The organism is Paenibacillus sp. FSL R10-2748 (assembly GCF_038005565.1).
Classification (GTDB): domain Bacteria; phylum Bacillota; class Bacilli; order Paenibacillales; family Paenibacillaceae; genus Paenibacillus; species Paenibacillus polymyxa_B.
In genome coordinates this window covers 12,351-38,663 of sequence record NZ_JBBOTK010000001.1, presented here as the reverse complement: position 1 = coordinate 38,663, position 26,313 = coordinate 12,351, and the positions used below count along the sequence as shown (strand labels likewise).

At 46.8% G+C, this 26,313-nt stretch carries 21 protein-coding genes; 13 read left to right on the top strand and 8 right to left on the bottom strand.

Annotation, left to right across the window (positions count from 1 at the left end; all coding sequences use genetic code 11):
- Positions 1-32: 32 nt before the first annotated feature.
- The 4 genes from NSS66_RS00170 to NSS66_RS00155 form a co-directional block, all read right to left on the bottom strand.
- Entirely contained in the window at positions 33-902 is an 870-nt protein-coding gene (locus tag NSS66_RS00170; protein WP_053325341.1) for an aminoglycoside 6-adenylyltransferase, read from the bottom strand.
- 898 nt (positions 903-1,800) lie between these two features.
- Positions 1,801-2,634 (bottom strand): class I SAM-dependent methyltransferase, encoded by an 834-nt coding sequence (locus NSS66_RS00165; RefSeq protein WP_075154137.1) that lies wholly within the window; start codon positions 2,632-2,634, stop codon positions 1,801-1,803.
- A gap of 155 nt (positions 2,635-2,789) precedes the next feature.
- Positions 2,790-3,671, bottom strand: a complete 882-nt coding sequence (gene hslO / locus NSS66_RS00160) for an Hsp33 family molecular chaperone HslO (RefSeq protein ID WP_076265340.1) — start codon at positions 3,669-3,671, stop codon at positions 2,790-2,792.
- 31 nt (positions 3,672-3,702) lie between these two features.
- On the bottom strand, positions 3,703-4,179 hold the full coding sequence (locus NSS66_RS00155; protein ID WP_081327414.1) for an Rrf2 family transcriptional regulator: 477 nt from the start codon (positions 4,177-4,179) through the stop codon (positions 3,703-3,705).
- 245 nt (positions 4,180-4,424) lie between these two features.
- On the opposite strand from NSS66_RS00155, the gene NSS66_RS00150 reads away from it, so the two are divergent.
- From NSS66_RS00150 to NSS66_RS00115, 8 genes are all read left to right on the top strand, one after another.
- Positions 4,425-5,438, top strand: coding sequence for an LLM class flavin-dependent oxidoreductase (locus tag NSS66_RS00150; RefSeq protein ID WP_023988418.1), 1,014 nt, complete (start codon positions 4,425-4,427; stop codon positions 5,436-5,438).
- 263 nt (positions 5,439-5,701) lie between these two features.
- Positions 5,702-7,771 (top strand): bifunctional aldolase/short-chain dehydrogenase, encoded by a 2,070-nt coding sequence (locus tag NSS66_RS00145; protein ID WP_340958176.1) that lies wholly within the window; start codon positions 5,702-5,704, stop codon positions 7,769-7,771.
- Positions 7,772-8,123: 352 nt separating this feature from the next.
- Positions 8,124-9,344, top strand: a complete 1,221-nt coding sequence (rhaI, locus tag NSS66_RS00140) for an L-rhamnose isomerase (RefSeq protein WP_028542339.1) — start codon at positions 8,124-8,126, stop codon at positions 9,342-9,344.
- On the top strand, positions 9,341-10,816 hold the full coding sequence (rhaB, locus tag NSS66_RS00135; RefSeq protein WP_028542338.1) for a rhamnulokinase: 1,476 nt from the start codon (positions 9,341-9,343) through the stop codon (positions 10,814-10,816). The genes rhaI and rhaB overlap by 4 nt, the downstream gene beginning before the upstream one ends.
- Before the next feature lie 20 nt (positions 10,817-10,836).
- On the top strand, positions 10,837-11,595 hold the full coding sequence (locus NSS66_RS00130; RefSeq protein WP_023988422.1) for a DeoR/GlpR family DNA-binding transcription regulator: 759 nt from the start codon (positions 10,837-10,839) through the stop codon (positions 11,593-11,595).
- Between the two features lie 268 nt (positions 11,596-11,863).
- A complete protein-coding gene (locus tag NSS66_RS00125) occupies positions 11,864-12,592 on the top strand; it encodes a (Fe-S)-binding protein (protein ID WP_025724218.1) in 729 nt (242 codons plus the stop codon).
- Complete coding sequence (locus tag NSS66_RS00120; RefSeq protein WP_053325349.1) at positions 12,589-14,109, top strand: LutB/LldF family L-lactate oxidation iron-sulfur protein; 1,521 nt, start codon at positions 12,589-12,591, stop codon at positions 14,107-14,109. The genes NSS66_RS00125 and NSS66_RS00120 overlap by 4 nt, the downstream gene beginning before the upstream one ends.
- Positions 14,102-14,857 carry a LutC/YkgG family protein gene (locus NSS66_RS00115; protein WP_068940814.1) on the top strand — a complete coding sequence of 252 codons (756 nt, stop codon included), beginning with the start codon at positions 14,102-14,104 and terminating at the stop codon, positions 14,855-14,857. Before NSS66_RS00120 ends, NSS66_RS00115 begins: the two co-directional genes overlap by 8 nt.
- A 12-nt stretch (positions 14,858-14,869) precedes the next feature.
- On the opposite strand, the gene NSS66_RS00110 is transcribed toward NSS66_RS00115, so the two are convergent.
- A complete protein-coding gene (locus tag NSS66_RS00110) occupies positions 14,870-15,847 on the bottom strand; it encodes a LacI family DNA-binding transcriptional regulator (protein ID WP_023988426.1) in 978 nt (325 codons plus the stop codon).
- A gap of 154 nt (positions 15,848-16,001) precedes the next feature.
- Between NSS66_RS00110 and NSS66_RS00105 the strand changes: the two genes are divergently transcribed.
- The 5 genes from NSS66_RS00105 (at position 16,002) to NSS66_RS00085 (ending at position 22,901) form a co-directional block, all read left to right on the top strand.
- A complete protein-coding gene (locus tag NSS66_RS00105; RefSeq protein ID WP_340958171.1) occupies positions 16,002-17,465 on the top strand; it encodes a glycoside hydrolase family 1 protein in 1,464 nt (487 codons plus the stop codon).
- Positions 17,466-17,482: 17 nt separating this feature from the next.
- Positions 17,483-18,337 carry a DMT family transporter gene (locus NSS66_RS00100; protein WP_272640600.1) on the top strand — a complete coding sequence of 285 codons (855 nt, stop codon included), beginning with the start codon at positions 17,483-17,485 and terminating at the stop codon, positions 18,335-18,337.
- A 258-nt stretch (positions 18,338-18,595) separates the two neighbouring features.
- Positions 18,596-19,438, top strand: a complete 843-nt coding sequence (licT, locus tag NSS66_RS00095; protein WP_023988429.1) for a BglG family transcription antiterminator LicT — start codon at positions 18,596-18,598, stop codon at positions 19,436-19,438.
- Between the two features lie 117 nt (positions 19,439-19,555).
- On the top strand, positions 19,556-21,445 hold the full coding sequence (locus NSS66_RS00090) for a beta-glucoside-specific PTS transporter subunit IIABC (protein WP_272640601.1): 1,890 nt from the start codon (positions 19,556-19,558) through the stop codon (positions 21,443-21,445).
- Between the two features lie 19 nt (positions 21,446-21,464).
- On the top strand, positions 21,465-22,901 hold the full coding sequence (locus tag NSS66_RS00085) for a glycoside hydrolase family 1 protein (protein ID WP_076294834.1): 1,437 nt from the start codon (positions 21,465-21,467) through the stop codon (positions 22,899-22,901).
- 65 nt (positions 22,902-22,966) lie between these two features.
- On the opposite strand, the gene NSS66_RS00080 is transcribed toward NSS66_RS00085, so the two are convergent.
- The 3 genes from NSS66_RS00080 to NSS66_RS00070 form a co-directional block, all read right to left on the bottom strand.
- Positions 22,967-24,073: a sensor histidine kinase gene (locus NSS66_RS00080; RefSeq protein ID WP_028542331.1), complete on the bottom strand. Its 1,107-nt coding sequence runs from the start codon at positions 24,071-24,073 to the stop codon at positions 22,967-22,969.
- Between the two features lie 15 nt (positions 24,074-24,088).
- A complete protein-coding gene (locus NSS66_RS00075; protein WP_023988433.1) occupies positions 24,089-24,790 on the bottom strand; it encodes a response regulator transcription factor in 702 nt (233 codons plus the stop codon).
- A 110-nt stretch (positions 24,791-24,900) separates the two neighbouring features.
- Positions 24,901-26,091 (bottom strand): acyltransferase, encoded by a 1,191-nt coding sequence (locus tag NSS66_RS00070; RefSeq protein ID WP_339202307.1) that lies wholly within the window; start codon positions 26,089-26,091, stop codon positions 24,901-24,903.
- Positions 26,092-26,313 lie beyond the last annotated feature (222 nt).

Genomic DNA, 26,313 nt, shown 5'->3' with positions numbered 1-26,313 from the left:
CACATATAAATCAAGTGCAGCCTGGTTTTTTATCAATAAATGTCCTTAGCATCTGCTGGGAGAGCTTTTACGTGATGGAGATAGTTCGTAACACGTTGATCGTCCAGAGTCGGATATTCGTAACCATAATGGTTCGCTACTTCCAAGGCAACTTCTCTAAATAAATTTCCCATGATAAAAAGAGACTGCCACATATGTTCATAATCTGCATCCGCAAACGTTTGGATGTAGGCTGTCCATTGTTCAGGCTCAAGGTGGTTCTCGAAATATTTTCCCTGCTTACCCGGATCTGCCGCGAAGTCTGTTCGTATACCAATATGCCATTCCAACATCAAGTGGAGCGCATCTCTAACAGGCCGATCCAGCATAAATTTAGCATAGGGCAGCTCTTGTCGCCATAATCCTTTAGCCACATAAGTACTGACCCACCAGAACTCGTTGCAGGAATCCGCATAGGCTTGGGCGGTTGGGGGTATCGTCTTATAATCTTGAAGACTTGGCGGTGGGAAAGGCTGCACAAGCCCGTCTTTATCCAGCAGCAGTACACTTAAGCTGTCTCGGGTCCAATTGGCGATGTTTTCTGTAGGATAGAGAGTAAGATCTATGCGATTGCCGTCCGTAAATAACATGAGAAAAGCAAAACGATCACGGGGCATCGGAGTAGGTTCCATATGCTCATCGGGCGTCTGCATAATGATCAATTCACCAAAATGGTTGATCCAGCGACGTTCCTGAATAAAGCTGTCCATGGAGGATACGAGAAAGACGATATCATAATCCTGAAAAATGTCCCGTGGAGCATGTGGATTGGCGCGTGAACCATTCAGAATCACGGCACGTACCCGTTCGTCCTCTTGAGCAAGATGGAGAATGGTATGAAGCATTTCATGTTCACTTCTCATAATAGTTGTCTCCACAAGCGGTATCTAAAGGAGAAAAACGTGGACAAGGGAGCAATAGAAATAATGGCCACTAGCTCAAGGATCATCAAGGAAAACAACCTCCTGTAAGTTCTTTTATCTGGGATAAGTCTCCTATCCTTACAATAGCCTATACACAGAAGCCATTCAATTGTGCTGCCGAGGCCTTCTTCATTACCAGAAGTACACTTGACCGAATTGTATGTTTTATCCATAATGAAGCGAGGCATCAAGTACAGACCATCTTAGAGCCTAATCCTCTAATACGTTTAAAGGAGTGATGATGTTTGAACACGAACAAACAAATCAAAAAGCTTATGAGAGATTTATGTATTTAGATGAATAAGAAAGAATCTCTCATAGGCTTATGGGAGGCAAATCGGACAGATGTGTGCTCATCACATGATTAAAGGAATAGAACTCGCGGAATCTTATTTTTATAAGGCATTCGGTCTTTTTATTACAATGAAGCATCACATATCGATTCAAGGTGTTATTAGCGGCACCACACCGGGTAGAATTTTTTTATCTAATAATGGGGATACCGCTGTATTGAGCAACCCCCAAGGCATTTTTCTGGGAGGAAGTCCGGACAATAAAGCCTTTTTAAAAGAAATCAACATGTTGCTTCAAGAAATCCTATTACCTCAACTGGCATCCAAAGGAGAATTAGACTACGTGCTATATTACCCGGCAGATGAGAAGTGGGAAGCTGCTCTTGAAACCGTGATGAAGGATTTACGGCCTATGAAGAGTGGACGAATGACGTTTACTCAGCATTTGGACGGTATAGCTAACCCGCTTGGAGAGGATATCGTAGCAATAGATCGTGAACTATTAAAGCAGCGGCATCTGACCGTAATTGTAGAGGTGCTGAGTTTTAAGACTTGGTACCTACCGCAAGCATATGCGGGCTCATACCGATTACGGATTCCTGCTCTTCAACCTGCCGTGATATATCCAGCAAGCGGCTGCGATGGGAAGGAAGCACCCACTTTTCCTCAAATCCGGGTGCAATCCAGACGGGTCCTTCCACGCCCAGTACACGAGGCTTCGGCAATCCAGCCGCCTGCCAGTCTGCGCGCAAGGCATCCGGTGTATGGAAGTAGGAGCGTGTGAGAAAAGAGGGATAAGCAGCAGGGCGCACATGCTGACCATCTGTTAGCTCCTGTCTGACCATATCCATGAACGCATCTTCCTCCACAATGGTATTGCACTCACCGTACACCGATAGCCCCCACAGTAGCGAGCCAAACCTGGAAATAGCTGAAGTAATCAGCGTTCCACCTTTTTTTAAGACACGCGCTGCTTCTTGCAGTGCTTTTACTCGTTCCTTCTGTTCCGTTAAATGATATAAAGGTCCCATCAATAGCACGATGTCCGCGCTTTCATCTTTACGATCAAGATTTCTGGCATCCGCGGTTTCCAGCTTGCTGATGATGGGTTTATTCAGTTGCTGCTGACGAGCGAATTCAATGGCTTGGGAAGATAGATCAAATAAATGAACTTCGTATCCCAGCTCCGCCAGCCACGAAGAGTAGACCCCTACACCGCCGCCGATATCGTAAATAACATGAGTAGACTCCCTGAGATAACGTGAAATGATTTCTTTTGATCTTTCCAGTTCTATTTTTCCTATGCCTCGCTCTAACCTGCCTATTTCTGCACCGCCATCATAATAAGCCAGAATTTCATGCGTATCTTTTTCAAGCATAGCGCACCTCATCTCAAGTGATTGGAATAATATAACATTATCACTTACATCATGAACAAGTCTACCGTGTTTAGGATTAAGAAACCATCGGAAGCATTGGGAAAGAAAAAAGCTGTTCCCCAGTAGCTAAACCTACTTTTTGGGAACAGCCATATTTAAATGATGTTTGTTTCCAGCATGCCCTCGAGATCTTCTTTGGTAAGATGGTAGTGTGCGTTACAAAAGTGGCAATGAGCTTCAGCCTGTCCATCGGTATGGATCATATCTTCTATTTCCTTATTCCCTAAGCTGATAATGGCATTGGTAACGCGCTCTTCTGAGCAGGGACAATGAAATTGTACAGGCATGGTTTCCAGTATGTTTATGTTGCTTTCTCCTAAAATCTGACCCAGAATCTGCTCTGGTGTAAGACCTTCCATGACCATTGCGGAGATGCTTGGAATGCTCTCAATACGTCTCTCGATAAAACTGATAACCTCTTCTGGTGTATCTGGCATCAGCTGAATAATAAAACCTCCAGCCGCCTGTATAGAGTTATCTGGGTTAACAATAACTCCCGCTCCCACAGAAGAAGGAATTTGTTCGGATTGGACGAGATAAGATGTGAAGTCCTCGCCCAGTTCACCCGATATGAGAGGGACCTGTCCAACAAACGGGTGTTTTAAGCCGATATCTTTGGATACAATTAGCGCTCCATCTGTTCCTACAGCTCTGGCGACATCCAATTTCCCTATCTGATTAAGCTCAAAATGGGTTTGTGGATTTTTTACATAACCTCTAACTTCACCTTTGGAGTTGGTATCGACAAGAATCGTGCCGATAGGTCCGCCACCGTTGATTCTGATCGTCAGTTTATCCTCATCCTTAAGCATGGCTCCCAGCATGACGCCGACCGTCATAGAACGTCCCAATGCAGCCGATGCTGTGGGCCAGGTATAATGACGCCGTTGGGCTTCACTTACCGTTTCCGTTGTTCTCACGGCATAAGCCCGTACCTGATTGTTGTAGGCAAGAGCTTTTACTAAATAATCGTTCATGTTCATATTCCTTTCTGTTAATTAGAGTTCTTTACAAGACCATTTTTTCCTGAATCCAGTTCTCTAAAGAAGTAATTTTGTCATCATATCCTTCTTTAAAAAAGTCAGCGGATAGTGACGCGATGGTTTCTCTTTTCAGAACTGCCTTCCAGGAGGCTTCCGCTTCTTCCATCAAATTTGCCAGTAAACAACACTCATCGTCTTTCTTTAATTCAAGCATTTCGTTGTATATACCACTGGAAGAATAAAGGGTTTGTTGTCCCTCAATCGCTAGATAAATATCAAATACCCGTATATCCTCAGGTTTTTTCTTTAATTTGAACCCGCCCTTGACACCAGGTACAGAAGTAATCAAATCGGAGCTAACCAATTTTCGTAACAGTTTATGAAAATAAGTAGGTGAAGCACCTAACTGCTGGCTGATGGCCTCCCCAGGTAAAACGGCTTTGTCCGGCAGCATCGTGAGTAGAAGAAGAGCGTAGACAGATTGTTCGACACCTGTTTTCATATGCACTAGCAATCACCTCAATATTTATAACCAGGCTAACGTGGATAAATATTATCCACATATATTGCATAATAGATGAGCTTATTATAAAAGTAAACTGTTTTTTGATAAAAACTAAAAATTTAAATCATTTGCAATTCATAACGGAACACATTATCATAATTGACGTATCAATTGATGGGTCAAAGAATTAAGGCGTTGAGGGAAATATGTAAAATAATATTTTGACAGGGGGTTTATATATAATGACTACGCGTAACGTTGCACTATCTATATTAGATCTTGCACCTGTCATTGAAGGCGGCACTCCTGCCGATTCCTTCCGCGATACGGTGGATCTTGCCCAGCATGCTGAACAATGGGGGTACCATCGGTACTGGCTAACGGAGCATCATAACATGCAGGCGGTCGCCAGTGCGGCTACGTCCGTGATCATCGGGCATGTAGCTGCACATACAGACAAGATTCGGGTCGGTTCAGGCGGTATTATGCTGGCTAACCATGCTCCACTCATGATTGCAGAGCAGTTTGGAACCCTAGAGTCGCTTTATCCGGGACGAATTGATCTGGGACTTGGCCGGGCTCCAGGCACGGATCAACCCGCGATGAGGGCACTGCGGCGCGGGCTTCACAGTACTGGGGAAGATTTCCCCGAGCAATTGAATGAGCTGCGTTCTTACCTGAATCCAGCGCTAAACGGAGCCGTTCCGGGAGTAAGAGCGATTCCTGGAGAAGGGCTGGACATTCCCATCTGGTTACTGGGATCAAGCGGATTCAGCGCACAGCTGGCAGGTCAGCTTGGGTTGCCGTTCGCATTCGCCAGCCACTTTGCCCCGGCTCATTTGCTACAGGCTTTAGAGTTGTATCATCGTAATTTTCGGCCATCCAAAGCACTGGATAAGCCATATGTGATGGTCGGTGTTAATGTGCTTGTTGCAGATTCTGATGAGGAAGCAAAATGGCTCTTTACTTCACAAGAACAGCAGTTTCTAAATGTGCTGCGCGGGCACAGCGGAGGACTGAAGCCACCAGTGGATGACATGGAAAAGCTTTGGAGTGAGCACGAGAAGGAGATGGTTCGTGGTAATATGCTGGGGTATTCAGCCATCGGCAGTCCTGACACCGTCAAGCAAAAGATGGATTTGATAATCGACCAGACGAGAGCCAATGAGCTGATTACAACCTCTCAGGTATATGACCATCAAGCGCGCCTGCGCTCGTACGAGCTGCTAGCCAAAGTGATGCGTATAGTTGGGTAATTAGATGAGTTAAACAAATGAGGCTGTGCCAGAAAGGTTCTTATAACCGATTCTGACATGGCCTTTATTTTCTGCGTGGAAATGATCGTTTTACAATGAATATATCCGTTTTATAGATGGGTAAAAATTAAAATTTATTTTTGATTATTTTTGTATTACTTATTTTCAAATTAAAACAAAAGTGTTATAGTCTCCATAAACAAAGAATAACCACTGTAATAAAGCCTTTCAAAACTAAAACTAAACTTGGAGGTCTTTTTCCTATGGTACAAAGTCTGTGGATTTCTTCACAAGCATCTGAGCAGAAAAGCACGCTGGAACAGCTCGTATACCGTTCTAACCTGATTGGCACAGATAGGAGTGTGTGCAACTGGGGAGGCGGCAACACTTCGGCCAAAACGATGATACAAGATTTTCGTGGGCGTGAAGTAGAAGTGATGTACGTTAAGGGCAGCGGTTCCGATCTCGCAACAATGAAAGCGCATAACTTCACAGGGCTTCGTATGGAGGATATTCGTCCTTTATTTGAAAGGGAAGATATGTCTGACGAGGATATGGTCGCATATTTGGCGAACTGTATGATAGATGCCAAGCATCCACGGGCTTCAATTGAGACGCTATTGCATGCTTTTCTGCCTTTTAGACATGTGGATCATACACACCCGGACGCGATTATTAGCTTGTGCTGTGCGCACAACGGCAAGGAAATCGCTAAGGAAATTTTCGGTGACCGTTTTGTATGGGTGCCTTATATCCGTCCTGGCTTTAAGCTATCGAAAATGATTGCCCAAGGTGTACTCGATCATCCACAAGCTGAATTGGTATTGATGGAAAAGCATGGTCTGGTTACGTGGGGAGAGACATCCGAAGCGGCTTATGCGAAAACAATCGAAATCATTCAAGAAGCAGAAAGCTATATTAGAGCTCGTCAAGAGGAAAAGCAGGCATTTGGAGGCACAAAATATAAAGCGCTTACTTATAAAGAACGCCGTAGCATTGCATCCCAGGTCATGCCATCCGTCCGTGGTGCAGTCAGTGATGAGAAAAAGATGATCCTCACCTTTGATGACGCGGAGGATGTGTTGGAGTTTGTGAACGGCCGGGATTCTGCTGCTTTATCCCAGGTCGGGGCTGCGTGCCCGGATCATCTGGTCCATACCAAGATGAAGCCACTCTATGTAGATTGGACACCGGATGTGGAGGATGTAGAGGGCTTGAAAGTTAAGCTTGCCGAGGGTATAGCAGCCTATAAGGAGCAGTATCAAGCTTATTTCGAGCGCAATCGGCATGAGGGAGATGTTATGTTTGAGGCTGCGCCACGTGTAATTTTGATTCCGGGTATTGGTATGATCAACACAGGAAAAAGCTGGAGCAACGCGCAGGTAAGCGGCGCCTTGTATCATCGTGCTATTGCTGTCATGCGAGGAGCAACGGCGTTAGGAGAGTTTGTTTCACTCAGCGAGAACGAGTCATATAACGTGGAATATTGGCCGCTGGAGCTTTATAAGCTGTCACTCGCGCCAGCAGAAGCTGAATTTTCCCGTAAAATTGCGTTCATTACAGGCGGTGCAGGCGGAATTGGCAGTGCAACCGCACGTCGTTTGGTGGATGAAGGCGCACATGTCGTACTGGCAGATCTGAATCTGGAAGGCGCGCAAAAGGTAGCCGCAGAGATAAATAGTAGCTACGGAGAAAATCGTGCCATCGCCGTAAAAATGGATGTGACGCAGGAGGAGCAAATTCAGGCTGCCTATGCAGAAACGGCATTGACCTATGGCGGTGTAGATACCATCGTCAACAATGCAGGCCTTGCTACATCCAGTCCGTTCGATGAAACATCGTTAAAGGAATGGAATTTAAATGTGAATGTGCTGGGAACGGGTTATTTTCTGGTTGCACGAGAAGCGTTCAAGCTCATGAAGGAGCAGACACTTGGCGGCAGCATGGTGTTCGTCGGCTCCAAAAACTCGGTCTACGCAGGAAAAAATGTAACAGCCTACAGCTCGGTCAAGGCGCTGGAAGCGCATTTAGCCCGTTGTATTGCCGCAGAAGGCGGTGAATATGGTATCCGTGTGAACACCATTTTACCGGATGCCATTCTGCAAGGCTCGGCAATCTGGAACTCCAATTGGCGCAACGAGCGCGCTGCCGCCTACGGGATTGAGCCCGACCAGCTGGAGGAACATTACCGCAAACGGACGACGCTGCTGGTCAACATTTACCCGCAGGATATCGCCGAGGGCATTGCCTTTTTCGCCTCATCCAAGGCAGAGAAAACGACAGGTTGTATGCTGACCATCGACGGTGGCGTTCCCGCAGCATTTACACGCTAGCCGAATTAAAATGAACCTATGTAAGCGATAGACTCATTTCAACGGCTCAACACTTAGGATTATAACGAACTAATTTAATGTACTAATCTATTTCACTAAACCAAGCCACATGACGATAGTTTCGAAGGGCTTATACACACTAACACTTTAAAAATAGAAGTGACTTTATGGGTGGTCAGCAGCAGAGCGGGCGGAATTGTTCTGAAGAAACGATGTGTTCGCCTTTGCAACGGGATTTTAACCTTATCATGTGTTATAAAATGAAAAATCCCGTTGCAACAGCGATCGGAAGAATAATCCGCACGCGAAGCGGCCTCCCGTAACTCACTTCATTTTCCAAGGAGGAACCACGATGAGTGACAAAGCGTACGCCTTATTCGAGGAGCAACAGCAACAACGGGGCATTGACCTGGAGCAAGTAAAGGCAAAGCTGAAAGCGCTTAGCATAGAAACACCATCCTGGGGATATGGTGACTCAGGTACACGATTTAAAGTCTTTCAGAAAACAGGCGTGCCGCGTGACCCGTTCGAAAAGTTGGAGGATGCCGCGCAAGTTCATGCCGTGACAGGCCTATGTCCATCCGTTGCGATCCACATTCCGTGGGATACAGTAGACAATTACGGCAAGCTTCGCAGTCATGCCGAAAGCTTGGGACTACAGATTGGGGCCGTGAATCCCAATCTGTTTCAAGACGAGGACTACATGCTCGGCAGTGTCACCAATGTAGACCCGGCCATCCGCCGCAAGGCCATCAACCATTTGCTGGAATGCGTGGATATTGCGAAGGAAACGGGCTCTAACGATTTTAGCTTATGGTTCGCAGATGGAACGAATTATCCCGGTCAGGGAGACATTCGCAAACGGAAAAATTGGATGCTGGAAGCGCTCAGTGAAATGTATAAGGCGCTTACTCCTGACATGCGCATGTTGATTGAATACAAGGCGTTCGAGCCAGCCTTTTACCATACGGATATTGCCGATTGGGGCATGGCGTACAATTTCGCAACCAAGCTGGGGCCGCAGGCACAGGTGCTGGTGGATACAGGGCATCATCTGCCGGGAGCCAACGTGGAGCATATTGTCGCGTTTCTAATTGATGAGAAGCGATTAGGTGGTTTTCATTTTAATAGCTACAAATATGCGGATGATGATCTGATCGTGGGCTCCGCGAATCCGTATGAACTGTTCTTGATTTTTTATCAGATTTTGAATGCGGCTCAGGATGCGGATGCGGATATTCGCCATACCGTCGATAAAATTGCTTATTTGATCGACCAATCGCACAATATTGAACCCAAAATTCCGGCGATGATTCGCTCGGTGCTGAATGTGCAGACTCAATATGCGAAGGCACTTCTGATCAATCATGCAGAGGTGGAGGAAGCGGCGAGTCGCCAGGATGTGCTGGGTGCGGAGGATGCCGTGCGCCAAGCGTTTGAGTTCGATGTGGCACCATTGCTCAGAGCGATCCGTGAAGAGCAAGGGTTACCGGCAGACCCGATGAAAGCCTATTTAGCGTCTGAGTATGGCACGCAGATTTTGCAAAGAGGCAAGGGTGGTGCAAGCTGGTGAGCATCCTCGCTTATGATTTGGGGGCAAGCAGCGGCAGGGTTCTACTCGGAGAATTGACAGATTCACGTATAGTGGTGGAGGAAATTCATCGCTTTTCGAATGATCCGGTCAAGGTTGGGGAGCGTCTGCACTGGGATCTGTTGCGTCTGTATCACGAGGTTCAGCAAGGATTGCTCAAAGCCAAGCATATGGGAGTGAATCCGTCCAGTCTTGCGATTGACTCCTGGGCGGTCGATTTTGGATTAATTGGGGAAACCGGAGAATTGCTGGGGAACCCTTATCATTATCGGGATTGGCACACCCACGGGGTGATGGAAGAAATACAGAGACGGCTGGGAAAAGACTCCATTTTTCAGCGTACAGGCATTCAGTTTTTGACGTTTAACACGATTTATCAGCTGGCTGCTATGCGAAATGCGAGTTCACCGTTGCTGGAGCAGGCAAAGCATTTCTTGATGATTCCAGATCTGCTGCGGTATTTTCTGACAGGTGAAATGTACAATGAGTTTTCGAATGCGACTAGCACGCAATTATATAATCCGTTGCAGCAAAAATGGGATGATGAGCTTTTGTCTGGAATCAATATTCCCCGTTCCTGGTTTGGTGAGGTACTGGAGCCAGGAAATGTTGCAGGAACTATCCGCTCGTCGGTCATGACCGATCTGGGTATTGGGGCGATTCCTGTAATTGCAGTAGCAGAGCACGATACGGGATCTGCTGTGGCTGCCGTGCCTGCGCTGGAGCACTCGTTTGCGTACTTGAGCTGCGGAACATGGTCCCTGATGGGAACGGAAACGGCACAGCCTGTAATCAATGACGATACGCTTCGTTTTAATTTTACGAACGAAGGTGGGGTCGGTCGAACTTACAGGCTGCTTAAAAACATTATGGGCTTGTGGATTTTACAGGAGGCGCGCAGAGAATGGGAGCGGCAGGGATACTCCTATTCCTTCCCCGAACTGGTTCATATGGCAGAACAGGCTCCAGCATTCACTTCTTTGATTGACCCGGACGATGAACTGTTTCTGCACGCTGGGGATATGAAAACACGTATTCGCCAATATTGCCGCAACACCGGGCAGCCATTGCCCGAGACGCCGGGTGAAATCACGCGCTGTGTTTTGGAGAGTCTGGCGTTAAAGTACCGTTACATTTTGGAGCTTACGGAGCAGGTGTCAGGACAACGGTTTAATGGTTTGCATATGGTCGGAGGAGGGATTCAAAATCGCTTGCTGTGCCAATGGACGGCCAATTCGATTCAAAAACCAGTGTGGGCGGGACCTGCAGAAGCGAGCGCAATCGGCAATCTTGCGGTACAATGGATGACACAGGGAAAGTTCGCCGATATATGGGAAGCACGCCGGGTCATCGCGGATTCTATTTCCGTGGAGGAATATGAACCTGCCGAGTCAGAAGCGTGGGAGGATGCCTACGGGCAATTCCGGCGGGTGGCGGGACTTTTTGTACATTAAAGATGTGGAGTGAGATTGCCATGCTGGTCGCAGAAAGATATGAGATGATTGTGCAGCTCGTTAATGAAAAAGGAAGCATACGGGTGTCCGAATTGAGTGAGTTGTGCAAAGTAACGGAGGAAACGATCCGCCGTGATCTGGACCGCCTGGAGCAGGCGGGACGACTGCGCCGTTCGCATGGGGGAGCGGTCAGTGTCAAAAACGAGCAGCCTGAAACGCCCTATGCGGTACGGGAAATTATGAACGCAGAGGAAAAGCGTAGGATTGCCGAGGAAGCGGTCAAGCAGATTCAGCCGAATGATCGTATTTTGCTGGATGCCAGCACAACCGCCTGGTATATGGCGTCAAGTTTACCGGATATTCCTTTGACAATATTAACAAATTCAATTCGGGTAGCTACAGAGCTGGCGGGTAAGGAAAAAATCGAGGTCATTTCGACGGGCGGGCAGTTGCTTCAACGCTCGTTGTCATTTGTAGGCCCGCTCGCAGAGCGTTCACTAGAAACCTATTATGTGGATAAATTGTTTTTCTCCAGCCAGGGGGTTCATCTGGATCGCGGTATTAGCGAATCAAATGAACTGCAAGCTCGTTTGAAGCAGAAAATGGTCAGCATTGCAGACCGTGTGATTTTACTGGCGGATGCGAGCAAATTTGGGCAACAGGCGTTTACGCATGTCGTGAACCTGTCGCAGGTATCCGAGATTATTACGGATTCGCGGTTGTCGGACCCGATTCGCAGTCAACTTGCGGAGCTGGCTATTCCAGTTACGGTTGTGTGAAGCGGGGAGTTTCCAAGGTGAAGGCCGCTTTGCGTTTCATTTGGTCTTACGATCGCTATTGCAGTGGGATTCTTTGATGATGTAAAAAAGTTATAAGTGAGAATCCCACTGCAAGCTTCTAAAGTATCACTTCCCCCGGATTTTTAGCATTGAGTAAAGAATCTGGGGGCAACAGCGATGGGAAGCACCATCTGACTGCGCAGCGGCACTATAGGTAACCTTTCAGTTATAAAGTAATAGCTATTCCATGGACGGAAGGGTGTTCCGTATGAAGGTATCTTTATTTATTACCTGCCTAAGTGATGCGATTTATCCCAAGGTAGGGGAAGCGATGGCACGCTTGCTTGTCAGATATGGTGTTCAGCTGGATTTTCCGAAGATACAGACATGCTGCGGACAGCCATCCTATAACAGCGGCTATTGGGATGAAACGAGGGTTGCGGCTAAAACGATTTTGAAAGCGTTTAACGACAGCGATTTTGTCGTATCCCCCTCCGGTTCCTGCACATATATGATTCATCATTACCCGGAGTTGTTTAAGGATGAGCCCGAATGGCTGGACTCCGCACGGAGGCTGGAGCAAAAGACGTATGAGTTTACGCAATTTATGGTGCAGGTGCTTGGTGTGACCGATGTAGGCGCGTCTTTTCCGCATACGGTAACCTACCATCCGTCTTGCCATGGCACACGTTTGCTCGGCGTGAAGGAGGAACCGATGAAGCTGCTTGGCAGTGTAAAGGGGCTGCAATTAGTACCACTTCCCTTTGCTGAGGACTGCTGTGGCTTTGGCGGGACTTTCGCGGTGAAAATGCCGGATATTTCGGGAGCGATGGTGACTGAAAAAGTGGACCACATCAGGGAGACCGAAGCCGAGGTACTGGTCGGACTAGATATGGCCTGCTTGATGAACATTGCCGGAAATCTCCGGTATCGGGAGGAGCCAGTTCGGGTGATGCATCTGGCTGAGCTGCTGTACGAAGGGGTGAAGCACGCATGACCGCCGTACACTCACATTCCATGAACCAAAAGGTCAAAAAACGCGCAGAGCTGGCCCTAAATGATGATTTTCTGCGGAATGCAGTTCGTTTCACTACGGAGCGGCTTCGTAACGGCAAGCGGGTGGCTTCAGAGCAGCACGGAAATTGGGAGGAATGGCGGGAACGGGGCCGTCAAATTCGTCTGCATACCATTGCCCATCTGGACTATTATTTAAATCTATTTGTAGAAAATGCCCGTGCCAACGGGGTGCATATTCATTTTGCCGATACAGCAGCCGATGCCGTACGTATTACACTGGATATTGCTGCGCATAGCCAAGCCCGCTCCGTCGTCAAATCCAAGTCGATGGTGTCGGAGGAGTTGCATTTGAATCAGGCGCTGGAGGGTGCGGGTATCGAGACGATTGAAAGTGACCTCGGTGAATATATTATTCAACTGGCAGGAGAGCCCCCGTCTCATATCGTCATTCCGGCGATTCACAAAAACCGTTATCAGATTGCCGAGCTGTTATCCAAAGAAGCAGGGGAGAAATTGTCCGCGGATACGACGATTTTGGCGGGCTTTGTCCGCAAAAAGCTGCGTGAGAAGTTTCTAGAAGCGGATATTGGCATGACCGGGTGTAATTTTGCCATCGCCGAGACAGGCTCCATGGTCCTGTTTGAAAATGAAGGCAACGCACGAATGGTATCCACTTTGCCCAAAACGCAAATTACGCTGATGGGCATGGAACGGATTATTCCATCCTGGACGGATTTGGAGGTGATGGCTACATTACTGCCACGATCCGCTACTGGACAGAAGCTGACCATGTACATGTCTGGTATTTCAGGCCCTCGGCGCAGCCAAGATGCCGATGGGCCTGACGAAATGCACATCATCATCGTAGATAACGGACGTTCACTACAGCTAGGCAATCCCGAGTTTCAAGAGTTGCTGAATTGCATTCGCTGTGGGGCTTGCCTGAATGCCTGTCCAGTGTACCGACACATTGGCGGGCATGCGTATGGCGGGACATATAGTGGCCCTATCGGTGCAGTGCTTACGCCTGCCCTTCATGGCAACATCGAAGAGTGGAACGATATTGCGAGTGCATCCAGTCTGTGTGGTGCGTGTTATGAAGCCTGTCCGGTCAAAATACCGCTGCATGATATGCTGGTATATTTGCGTAGACGTAAGGTAGAGGCGGGACAAGGAGATAAGCTGGAAACAGTAGGAATGAAAGGTTTTGCGACCGTGGTTTCCAGCTCGAAGCGATTCGCAGCGGCGATTCGGCTAGGGCAGATTGCTCAGAAAGCGGTCGTTCGTAAGGGCGAAATTACCCTAAAGCTGGGCCCCCTAAAGGGATGGAATACGTACCGTGTGGCTCCCTCTTTGGCGAAAAAATCCTTCCGTCAGCAATGGAACACGCTGGAGCATAAGCTGGAGCAGGAACGCAATGTGATGCAGCCGGATGTTCTCAGTCGAATGGAGAAGATTTTGGCAGATAGAAGTAAAGGAGGGACGCAGCATGAGTGAACAGAGTAATCCTTCTGCGCAAGCAAAAGCGGCCCATGAAACGTGGCTTCATCAAATGGAAGCAGAATCCCGTGCCAAGCAGGTACGCTTTATGGACGACATCGCGACGCGGCTCAAGCGTCCACGACAAACGGAGCCGCCAGTTCAGCCGTTTCGCGGGGCACCTGCATTTTGGCACGAATTCGAATGGAGCGCGGAGCAGCGCATCGAGGAGTTCACCGCCAACTTTACAAGTGTTGGCGGGCATGTCGTGCGTCTGTCGGATTTGGAGCAGACCGCAGACTGGATCGCGCACAAAGCGCGAGAGCTGGGAGCGGCCTATATCGTCCGGCAGAATGAGCCGGACCTGGATGCGCTCCAGCTGGAATTGGCGCTGCCGGAAGTCCGTTTATCGGTGTGGAACACCGATCCAGTCGAGGATTGGAAGGCCCGCGCCGCCGAGGCGGATATCGGCATCGTCATCGCCGACGAAGCGGCTGCTTACACCGGTTCGGTAGCGGTGCTATCCTCGCCGGAGAAAGGCCGTGCAGTCAGCCTTTTGCCAACTGCACTGATCATTCTTCTGCCAGTAGAGCGCTTGCGAACACGACTGGGCGAAATTCTAAACCGCTTTGACAAAGCCGGGCGTGAGCAATTGCCCGCAGGCATTCATTTTATTACTGGACCGAGCCGCTCGTCGGATATTGAAAATGATCTGACGATCGGTGTACACGGACCGGGTATCGTCTATACACTGTTGATTGGTTAGTTTGTAGATGGATTAGCAGGTAGACTGGCGGACCTTCAATTCAAAAGCAAGGGAGGCTGGCTCCAAAGGCTGCCCGTTCAATTGCTGATATAATGTACGGAACATTTCCTGTCCGATTCGCTGCAACGGGTTCGTAATATTGGTCAGTCCCATGGCGTCGGCTACCTGACTTTCGTCAGCTTCAAAGCCGACCACTGCCAAATCTTCTGGAACCTTCCAACCTTTACTACGAGCGGCTGAGATAATACCGCATGCCACCAAATCATTGGTTGTCATGATGGCATGGGGACGTTCCTTTAACGACTCCAGCTTGGCGAACGCTCGCATTCCGTCCTGCACCGTATGGATACCGCTGAGCAACCATTCCTCATTCACTGGCAGCTTCCTTGCCGCGAGCAGGTCATAATAGGCCTGGAGTCTTCTTTGGCTGTTTACGCTGTTTTTTCTGCCTACGGTGCAGGCGATTTTTTCAAATCCCAGCTCGGCCAAATGCTCTAATCCAATCCGAAATCCTTCATAATGGTCGAGATAAATGGATGAAATCTCTTTATTTTTTAATGGCTCGCAGGTCACAATCGGCCCATACTTGGTGTAATGCCTCACAGCAGACCAATCCAGCATACGCCGTAAAATGACGATCCCGTCCACTTTTTTCTGCCTCAAAAGCTCTAACGCCGCGCTTTCCAAATCCTGATTTTCCTCCGTCTGGTAGATCAAAACCTGATAATCTTGCTCTTTACCCGCATTGGATACTCCCTTGATGATTTGCATGTAATAATTATTAATCGTTGGGGTCATGATCCCAATAACCTTGGTACGGCCTACTTTCAACTGCACCGCATTAATATTCGGAATATAATCCAGTTCCCGAATGACTTCCATCACCCTGGTCCGCGTTGCTTCACTGACATATGGATGATGATTAAGCACACGAGACACGGTACTTGTCGATACCCCCGCAATTTCAGCAATTCTTTTTATATTATGCATGACATTCAACTCCAAAAATTTAGTTCTTGACCTGGAATGCATCCCAGATTGTAGCATGAAAGCATAAAGCGTATGCAGCAATCCGGGATGCATTTGAAGGACATGGGTTCCGCATACTTCTTCACAAATTATAACCTACTTGGAGGAATGCAACATGGAACAGGCAAAAGGTTTTCCCAAGAACTTTCTATGGGGCGGGGCAGCCGCTGCCATGCAGATTGAAGGGGCTTACAACGTAGATGGAAGAGGGCTCTCGATTTCTGATGTATTTACCTTTGATCCAGCACTCGACAAAAAGCATTGGCTGGATCAGTGGCATATGATGACCCATGCGCAGGTCAAGGAAGCTTTGGACCCAAACAGCACCAAAAATTATCCAAAACGTCGGGGAAATGATTTCTATCACCGTTATGAAGAAGATATTAATCTGCTGGCCGAGATGGGTTTTAGATGCTTTCGCACTTCCATTTCCTGGACACGTATTTTCCCGAATGGCGACGAGACAGAACCCAATGAGAAAGGGCTGCAATTCTATGACAAGGTTTTTGATGCCCTGCTGGCCAAAGGAATTGAACCTGTCATCTCGCTGACCCATTACGATATGCCTTTGTATCTTGTCACCGAATATGGTGGCTGGAAAAACCGGAAACTGATTGAATTTTTCGTCCGTTTTGCCGAGACTGTATTTACCCGTTACAAGGATAAAGTAAAGTACTGGATTACGTTTAACGAAATGAACTGTGTCAAACATCATCCGTTTGTCAGCGCGGGGATCATTGAAGAGAATCACCCGAATCTGGAGCAGGACAAGTATCAATCTGCCCATCATCAGTTTATAGCCAGCGCGCTGGCAGTCAAAGCCTGTCATGATATTATACCGAACTCCCAGATTGGGTGTATGATCAGCTATCTGTTGCTTTATCCGAATACTTGCAATCCGGATGATGTGCTTGAATGCCAAAAGGAAGAACGAGTGTCCTTCTTTTTCAGTGATGTACAAGCTAGAGGGTATTATCCGTCCTATACCGCACGTATGTTCAAAGAAAAGGGTGTTGTTCTGCATAAAGAACCTGGCGACGATGAAATCTTGCGAGATAACCTCGTGGACTTCGTGTCCCTGAGCTACTATATGTCCAACAATGCCAGTGCCACTGCCGATCAGCATGCCAAAGCAAGCGGAAATCTGATTGGTGGCGTGAAGAATCCTTACCTCGAGCAGTCCGAGTGGGGATGGCAGATTGATCCTAAAGGATTACGTTATGCGCTCAATAACCTGTATGACCGCTATCAAAAGCCACTGTTCATCTCAGAAAACGGCGTGGGTGCGACAGATCAAATGAATCCTGACGGCACCATTAACGATGATTACCGTATCGACTATCTGAAAAAACATATCGAGCAAATGAGGGAAGCCATTGAGGATGGAGTGGACCTGTTCGGCTACACCGCCTGGGGTCCCATCGACATGATCAGTGCTTCGACCTCACAGGCATCCAAGAGATACGGCTTCGTCTACGTTGACCAGGATGATCTGGGCAACGGAACACTGAACCGCTACAAGAAAAAAAGCTTTGACTGGTATAAAAAAGTGATTGAATCGGGCGGAGAAGTGCTCTAAACGGAGGCGTATGATGCATGAAAGGCTTGAGCCTGCTCTTATGCCTGATCTGGGGCTTTAATTTTGTCATCATGAAATTGGGCAATGGAGCCTTTGAACCTGTTCAATTTGCGGCTCTTCGGTTTCTCACAGGGACGCTACTTCTGTTCGGAATTCTGATGTGGAAACGGGTTCCGAACCCTGACAGGCACACGATAAAATGGTATATACTCTGCGGGATTCTCCAGACTACCTATTTTAATATTGCGATTCAGATATCCCTGAACTACATTAATGCGGGCTTAACCTCCGTGCTTACGTACAGCATGCCGCTGTTTTTATCCATTATGGCTCATTTTATGATTCCAGGTGAGCGGCTGAATACACGCAAAACGATTGGAATTGCTACAGGGGTCTTGGGGCTATTATTTGCTATGGACATTCATTTGGGCGGCAATTTGTGGGCCATGCTGCTTGGGGTGAGTTCAGCGATTGCTTGGGCACTTTCGAACCTGATTATCAAGCTCAAGCTCCAGCATTGCGATAAAATCCAGTTTACGACCTGGCAGATGGCGTTCGGTGCGCTCGGATTGTTATTGTACTCCCTGTTGTTTGAGCGATGGGAGCCGAACTTTAGCGCTGCGTCGATCTTTTATATCTTATTTTCCGGCATTGTGGCGTCTGCTCTTGCATTCCTGCTGTGGACTCATATTCTCACTAGAATGGAAGCTAGTAAAGCTTCTGTTACGCTGTTGCTGGTTCCTATCATCGGTGTTGTGTCCGGCTGGATCTTTCTTCACGAGGCGCTCAAAGCGGCTACCTTGCTTGGCATTTTCTTAGTACTGGCGGGCATCTGGATTGTGAATCGTTCAGGGACTCCGAAGCCGCAGTAAGCGGATGGAAGGCTTTTTTTAATAAAGGGTTGACAGAAAAAAAGAAACTCTATTATAATGAAGCCAAGAAAACGATTACAAAAATGAATCTCATAATTTTCAGGGTGTTACTATTTTAGGCATAACCTGAATGGAGTTCCGGTAAATGGGCGATAACGTCTATGAAGCGGTATTCTGTTCAGGTTTTTTAGTGTATGCACATTTTTTAACAGAGTCTTTTAAAAAATGGCCTTCCAGTAAATAAAAGCAGGTGGTCGCATGATTTTGAAGAAAGCGCTTAACAACAATGTCGTTTTAGCAGAGGAAGAGGACGCCCAAGAGGTCATTGCGACAGGAAATGGAATCGCATTCAACCTGAAACCGGGGGATACCATCGATGAGCGAAAAATCACGAAGCTGTTTGTAGTCAAAACTCAGGATTTATCCGCGAAGCTGGCGGATTTGCTGAAAGATGTGAAGATGGAATGTATTGAAATCGCGGATGAAATCGTGGAGTATGCCAGACCGAGATTGGCTGGAGACATTAGTGACTATATTTACCTAGCCCTGATCGACCACATTTCATTCGCCATCCAACGGCATGAACGGGGAACACCGATTGAAAACCGATTTCTTTGGGAGATCAAGCGGTTTTATCGCGAAGAATTCGCGATCGGAAAACACGCGCTGGAGATGATTCGTAACAGGATCAACATCACGTTCGATGAGAATGAAGCTGGGTTTATTGCCCTGCATTTCGTCAACGCCCGCCTGGATAACCAGAAGCTTGATCTGACGCTAAAAACGTCAAAAGTCATCAAGGATATTATGGATATTGTAAAATACCACTTCAATGTCGAGATTGATGAAGATTCATGGAATTACAACCGTTTTGTAACCCATCTTAAATTTTTTGCCCAGCGGCTTTTTGCCCACGAATCGGCAGACCCGCAGTACATGAATTTGTTCGAAGACCTGAAAATCAAATTTCCAGAAGAGCACAGATGTGTACAAAAAATAGGGGTGTATGTGAATAAGCAGTTTGAGCAGAAATTAACCAATGATGAAATGATGTATCTTATGATTCACATTTCCAGATTGGTCAACAGAACTGAAAACTAACAGGGTGTTACCATTCGTGGGCATTACCTGAGTGATTTCGATACTAAATTGCATTTTGGTATCGGGGATTACTCAGGTTTTTTTTATATCAACCAGAGAACATTGGAGGCAGGCATTATGAGCAAACATGATGAATTAGCGAAATTCATTGTAACTAATGTAGGCGGAGAAGAAAATATACGTGATCTGTACCATTGTATGACCCGTCTGAGATTTACACTTAAGGACAAGCAAAAAGCCAATAAACAGGCTTTGGAAAATTCCGACGGAGTCATTTCCGTGATAGAAAGCGGAGGGCAGTACCAGGTGGTGATCGGCAATCATGTTAACGAGGTTTATGATACGATTGCGAAGAACTATAACCTTCAGGTAAAAAGCGGCAACGACAAAAAAGAGGATAATGCAAAGGAAGGTAATTTCATCAGTCGTGCTTTTACCGTCATGAGCTCTATTTTCCAGCCGATTGTACCTGCTTTGGCTGGTGCAGGGATGCTGAAAGCTATCCTGGTTATTCTTACACAGTTAGAGTGGTTGGACAGTGCCTCCAGTACCTATGCTATCCTTGCTGCCGCAGGCAATGGCGTATTTTTCTTCCTGCCACTGATGTTGGCGTTTTCAGCTTCGAGAACATTCAAGACCCAGCCTATCGTATCTGCTGCCATTATGGCCGCTCTGCTGGAGCCTAACTTCACCAAGTTGATGGAAAACACGGGGGATATTGCTTCCTTTATCCACATTCCCGTTGTCCTGATGAGTTATACGACATCCATTATTCCAGCAATTTTAGCCATTTGGCTGTATTCATATCTGGAACGGTTTCTGAAGCGGGTGGTTCCGAAAAGCATTGAATTGTTTATGGTCCCGCTTGTTTCCTTATTAATTATGGTTCCGCTTACCGCCATTGTGATCGGTCCACTGGGAGTGTACACCGGTAAAGGTATTGCGGATGGTATTGAATTTTTGAGTACGCAAAGCGGTCTCTTGACTGGAGCCATTCTGGGAGGCGGCTGGACCTTCCTGGTGATGTTTGGTTTACACTGGGGGATTGCACCTGCGATGATCAACAATCTTTCCCTCAAAGGGTTTGATACGATTCGACCTATGATGGCTTCTGCGACCTTCGCCCAATCCGGTGTCGCTCTTGGGGTCTTTCTGAAAGCCAAGGACAAAAAGCTGAAAGCTTACGCACTGTCATCTATTTTCCCTTCACTGTTCGCTGGTATTACAGAACCTATCGTTTACGGATTGTCCGTGAAGCTGAAAAGACCAATGATTGCCGCCGTCATCGGGGGAATGATCGGAGGGGCCATTGCCGGACATTTCCAAACGACCGTGCTTGCTTATGTGTTCCCGGCAATAACAACGATTCCGGCATTCTTTACGAATACAATTGCTTTTTATTTGATTAGTATCATCATTTCATTTGTGGTTACTACCGTATTGACTTATATTCTGGGCTTTAATGAAGGAAACGGGGCAACGGATGCGGAGACAGGAAAGACGGAAGCAGAAAAATCCGAGCCTGCCTTACAAACTGAACCTGGACATACCGAAGTCACCGAGAATGTCTATGCGCCTATCCATGGCCAAATTGTTCCGCTTCATGAGGTTCCTGATCCTGCGTTCTCTACAGAAGCGATGGGTCAAGGAATAGCCATTCTACCGAGTGAAGGAAAGGTATATTCACCGGTTTCCGGGGTTGTCTCGCTCGTATTTCGAACCGGCCATGCGATAGCCATCACCTCAGATAACCATCTGGATCTGTTAATTCATGTGGGACTAGATACGGTTAAGCTGAAAGGCAGCTATTTCACGAAGCATGTAGAACAAGGGCAACGGATTGAACGAGGCGATTTGCTGCTTGAATTTGATATTCCGAAAATCCAGGCAGCCGGTTATGACCTGACCACTCCGATTATTGTTACCAACAGCACTGCTTACCAAAAGGTTACCCAGACACAGCAAAAATCCGTTGATTTGCAAAGTGTTTTACTCACCGTACATTAAATAAAGGAGGAAATGAGTTATGACAGCACAGATAGCCAAAAGTTTTCCTGATAATTTTCTATGGGGTGGTGCTATAGCAGCGAATCAGGCTGAAGGGGCATGGAACGAGGATGGTAAAGGGCCAGCAATCAGCGATGCATTTCGGGGAGGAATAGTAGGCGGGACGTTTGATGATACGATTGATGAAAACAAGTACTACGCCAGCCATGAAGCGATTGATTTTTACCATCGTTATAAAGAAGATATCGCCCTGTTCGCCGAAATGGGCATGAAATGCTTTCGGACTTCCATTGCATGGTCCCGAATCTTTCCGAATGGGGATGATGCCGAACCAAATGAAAAAGGGCTGCAATTTTACGATGATCTGTTTGATGAGCTACTGAAGTATGGAATTGAGCCGGTCATCACCATTTCTCACTTTGAGCTACCTCTGAATCTGATTCGCAAATACGAAGGCTGGAAAAGCCGCGAGCTGATTGGATTCTATGTAAAGTATGCGGAAGTTGTCTTCAAACGTTATAAAAACAAAGTGAAATATTGGATGAACTTCAACGAAATCAACCATTTCCATACCATTCCTTTGGCGGCAGGAGGCATTGTTGTTCAAGACGATGAGCACAAACTGCCGACTATTTATCAGGCTAGTCACCATGTTTTCGTTGCCAGTGCCCTGGCTACTAAACTGTGTCATGAAATTATCCCAGGAGCGATGATGGGCGCTATGTTATCCCTGAGTCCGATCTATCCGAATACCTGCAATCCGGACGATGTGTTTGAAGCCTATGAGCTGAGAAGAAGATCCTTATTTTATTCCGATGTGATCCTTAGGGGCTATTATCCAAGCTATGCCAAACGGATCTGGAAAGAGCATAACATCATGGTTCAAATGGAGCCCGGAGATGAACAATTACTGCGGGAGCATACAGCGGATTATTTAGGATTTAGCTATTATCGAAGTACGACACATAAAGCAGGTATGCCCATCTTGGGCAACACAGGGGGAATTATGGGACTCGACAATCCCTATTTGGAAAAAACGCCATGGGGATGGCCAATTGACCCGAAGGGCTTCCGCTATGTGTGTAATGAGATGTACGACCGATATCAGAAGCCTCTGTTTGTTGTAGAGAACGGCTACGGCAGTCATGATGAAATTTTGGAAGACGGTTCAATTCATGATCCCGAGCGGGTAGACTATCTGAACAAGCATCTGATCCAGCTGCATGAAGCTATTGAGGATGGTTGCGAAGTGCTTGGCTATACCTGGTGGGGTCCAATCGACATTGTCAGTGCGGGAACGGGAGAAATGAAAAAAAGGTACGGCTTTATCTATGTAGACAAAAACAACGATGGTACGGGTACGCTGGAAAGAAGAAAAAAGAACAGCTTCTACTGGTACCAAAAGATTATTGAATCCAATGGGGAAGTATTGTTTGAACAAAATAAAGGAATATAATCCTGTATTCCATAAAAGTCAGAAACGAACCAGCCAGAGATACGATCTTTGGCTGGTTCGTTTGTTTATGTGTAGGAGTAGAGGGGAAAACGGGTTTCAAAATCTGTTTGTCTGCGATTGCTCCTAACCGAAATGCGGCCATCATGCAGCTCGGTAATACTTTTGGTAATCGCAAGGCCCAGTCCGGTGCCTCCGGTTTCCTTGGAACGTGATTTGTCCACCCGGTAAAACCGCTCAAACAAGTGCGGGACATCTTCCGCAGGAATTGGGGTGCCGTAGTTAGTGCAGATTACCACCGCCTCGTCGTCTTCGCGTCCTATGGTGATATCGAGGCGTTTGCCGTCTTTTCCGTATCGAATAGCGTTGGAAAACAAATTTTCATACAGGCGTACCAGCTCGTCGGTATCGGCTAGAATCCGAACAGGCTCGACGATTCGGACACGGTAGGACATGTCCGCCTGTTCCAGCGAGGGTACAAATTCCTCAGCAAGCTGGGTAAGCAATTTGCCGAGATCTACAGGCTCCAGCTCCAGTGGCAGACTGCCACCGCTCACACGCGTGTATTCAAACAGCTCATCGATCAGCTTTTTAAGCGTCAATGACTTTTCATAAGCAATGTTCACATAATAGCGCAGCTCAATTTCATCCCGATAGCGGTCGGTTTCAATATATTCCAAAAAACCGATCACGGATGTTAGCGGGGTACGAAGATCATGAGATACGCCGGTGATCAGGTCGTTTTTGGCTTTGGCGGAAGCCCGTTCTTCTTCCAGTGAGAGACGGAGCTTGTCCGCCATGGTGTTCATATTTTTCGCCAAGGTACCCAGCTCGTCCGCTGAAGAAACAGGGATCGTATAGGACAGATCTCCATCAGCAAACTCCTGCATACCCGTCGTAATTTCGCGAAGATAGCCAATCGTATTTTTGGTAAAAAGGAAAAAGAAATAAATATATAAAGGCAGCCCTCCAATCAGCATGATGAGTGGGGACCCAATATGATTCACGGTCCAGCGAATTAGACGAGTGCCAAAAAATGAACGGGAAGGGTTCAGCCATAGTAGCAAAGATGCTCCATAATAAAACACCATCAAAATCAGTCCGGTTAAAGTGAAGGCGGCAAGGCTAAGGGCTGCCAGCTTCCATCCCAATGTGTCATATCGTTTTGCCTTCAAGACGTGAATCCTCCATTAATCGAATTTTTCCATTTTGTAGCCGATTCCCCACACCGTTTTCAGGTATTTAGGTTTTCTCGGATCAGCCTCAATTTTCTCGCGAATTTTACGCACATGAACCATCAGCGTGTTGTTGGATTCCAGATATTGCTCCTTCCACACTTTTTCATAGATCTGCTCCATGCTCAGCACTTGACCACGATTACGTGCCAACAGCTCGACAATGGCAAATTCACGCGGGGTCAGCTTAATGGATTCTCCGGCGAGAGTGACCTCATGCGTAGCAGAATTAATGGAGAGTTCATCCAGTATCATTTCATGCTCCAATGCAGGGGAGGAGTGGGTGTATTTCCGTACTCTGCGCAGCTGGGATTTGATGCGTGCCACCAGCTCCAACGGGCTGAACGGCTTAGTGACATAATCATCGGCCCCAACGCTGAGTCCTGTGATTTTGTCCATATCTTGTCCCTTCGCAGACAACATAATAATCGGAAAATGCTCGGTTTCTCTGATCTTCATGCAAGCTTCAACCCCGTCCATATTGGGCATCATCACATCAAGCACCATCACATCTATCGATTCCCGACTGACTTGCTCCAGCGCTTCCAATCCGTCTCGTGCCATAAGCAGTCGATATCCTTCATTTTCCAAATAAATTTGCATCAGCTTAATAATTTCAGGTTCATCGTCTACTAATAAAATGGTTCCGTTATGCATGGTTGTGCACCCTTTCTGTTCTTTCCAGCAGTATATAATATGGGCGTATTATATACCTTTTTAAAGATGGAGGCTATGGACACTCATCTCAGTTCGCTTGCTTGGGGTCGTCAGCCTTTGGATAGTGCTGTTTCAGTTGAAGAAATACGGTTTTCTTGCTTGAATTGTCTTTTTTCTATTTCTGGTAGTTGACCGAACAAGATCCAAGCAAATGGCAGGAAACGGGAGATGATCGACACGACGAGCCAAGAGCAAAGAAGTGCAAAGAAAAAACCTCCGGCATACCACACATGAATAAGCTGCGGAGAACCGATATGTGGTGAAAACTGCCGATACAGGAGCAGGAAGAACGGATGAATCAGATACACACCAAAGGACAGTGTGCCCAGACGTTCCAGTTTGCGAGTCACAAAGGAATGTTGTCGTCTAAACATTAAAAAGGAAATCTGTAGTATTACCAGCGTGCTAGACAGGCTGTACATATTATACATAAGTTCAAAAACTAGCGAATTGTACGAGATTCCGTACATTCTATTTTCGTACCACATATAGACATGCATGGTGGCTGAAATCAGCCATAAAGCCCAAATTGCGATCCATGTCAACACTCCGGCAACACTTCGTTCCCCCTTACGCATCAGAAACCACGTTCTCAGCTGTGGGTAGTAGTAACCGAGAGCAGCACCCAGCATGTAGCAGGCTATATAAGACAGTGCCCAACTGCCCTTATTTTGAACCTGAAATAGAAATTTATTTCCAATAACAAATGACCACTGTACCAACAGCCCAAGGACAATAGACCATTGTGGAAGTTGCCGACAACGCTGGAACAGCCACAGTACGAATGGAAATGCAAGATAGAATTGCATCATGATAAAAATATAATATAAATGAGTATACGCTTTGCCTGTGGCCAGCTTCAGAGCAAAGCTTTTCGCAAGTGTGATTATATTCCATGGTTCGGAGCTGCCAGCCATAAGGGACAGGATGAAATAAAATAGAGAGAACATGACGTAAGGTAAGAGGATGTACAGCAACCTCTGCTTATAAAAGCGGCTTAAGAGCTGTCGTCCCATCGGACGATCCTTGTAGTTGTAGAACAGTACCATGCTGCTAAGCGCGATAAATACGGGGGTTCCATACTTCATCAACACATTGAGCGCATTGTATACAACATAAAGACTGGAATTTGTAAGCTGAACCGTTGCATAAGAAGTGGCATGTACCATCAAGACGGCTAAAATCGCCATGGCTCTGACCAACTGCAATTCGGGAATTTTTTCTTTGGTCTTAGGCTTCATAAGCTTCATTTCCTTTCAGGAGTGAACTGTATCTTGTTGAACTCTTTCTATTAAAAGATAAAGTTCTTAACAACCCTGAAGGGAAGGGCTTAAGAAACGCTTATGAACTTCTTAACTTTTGTTAAGAATTGAGGATTTTGCAAAAATCCCATAAGCGACTTCCAATGAACAAGATATAGATTGAAATGGTTTAGTCCGTCTATATATGCACTTCGGAGCGAC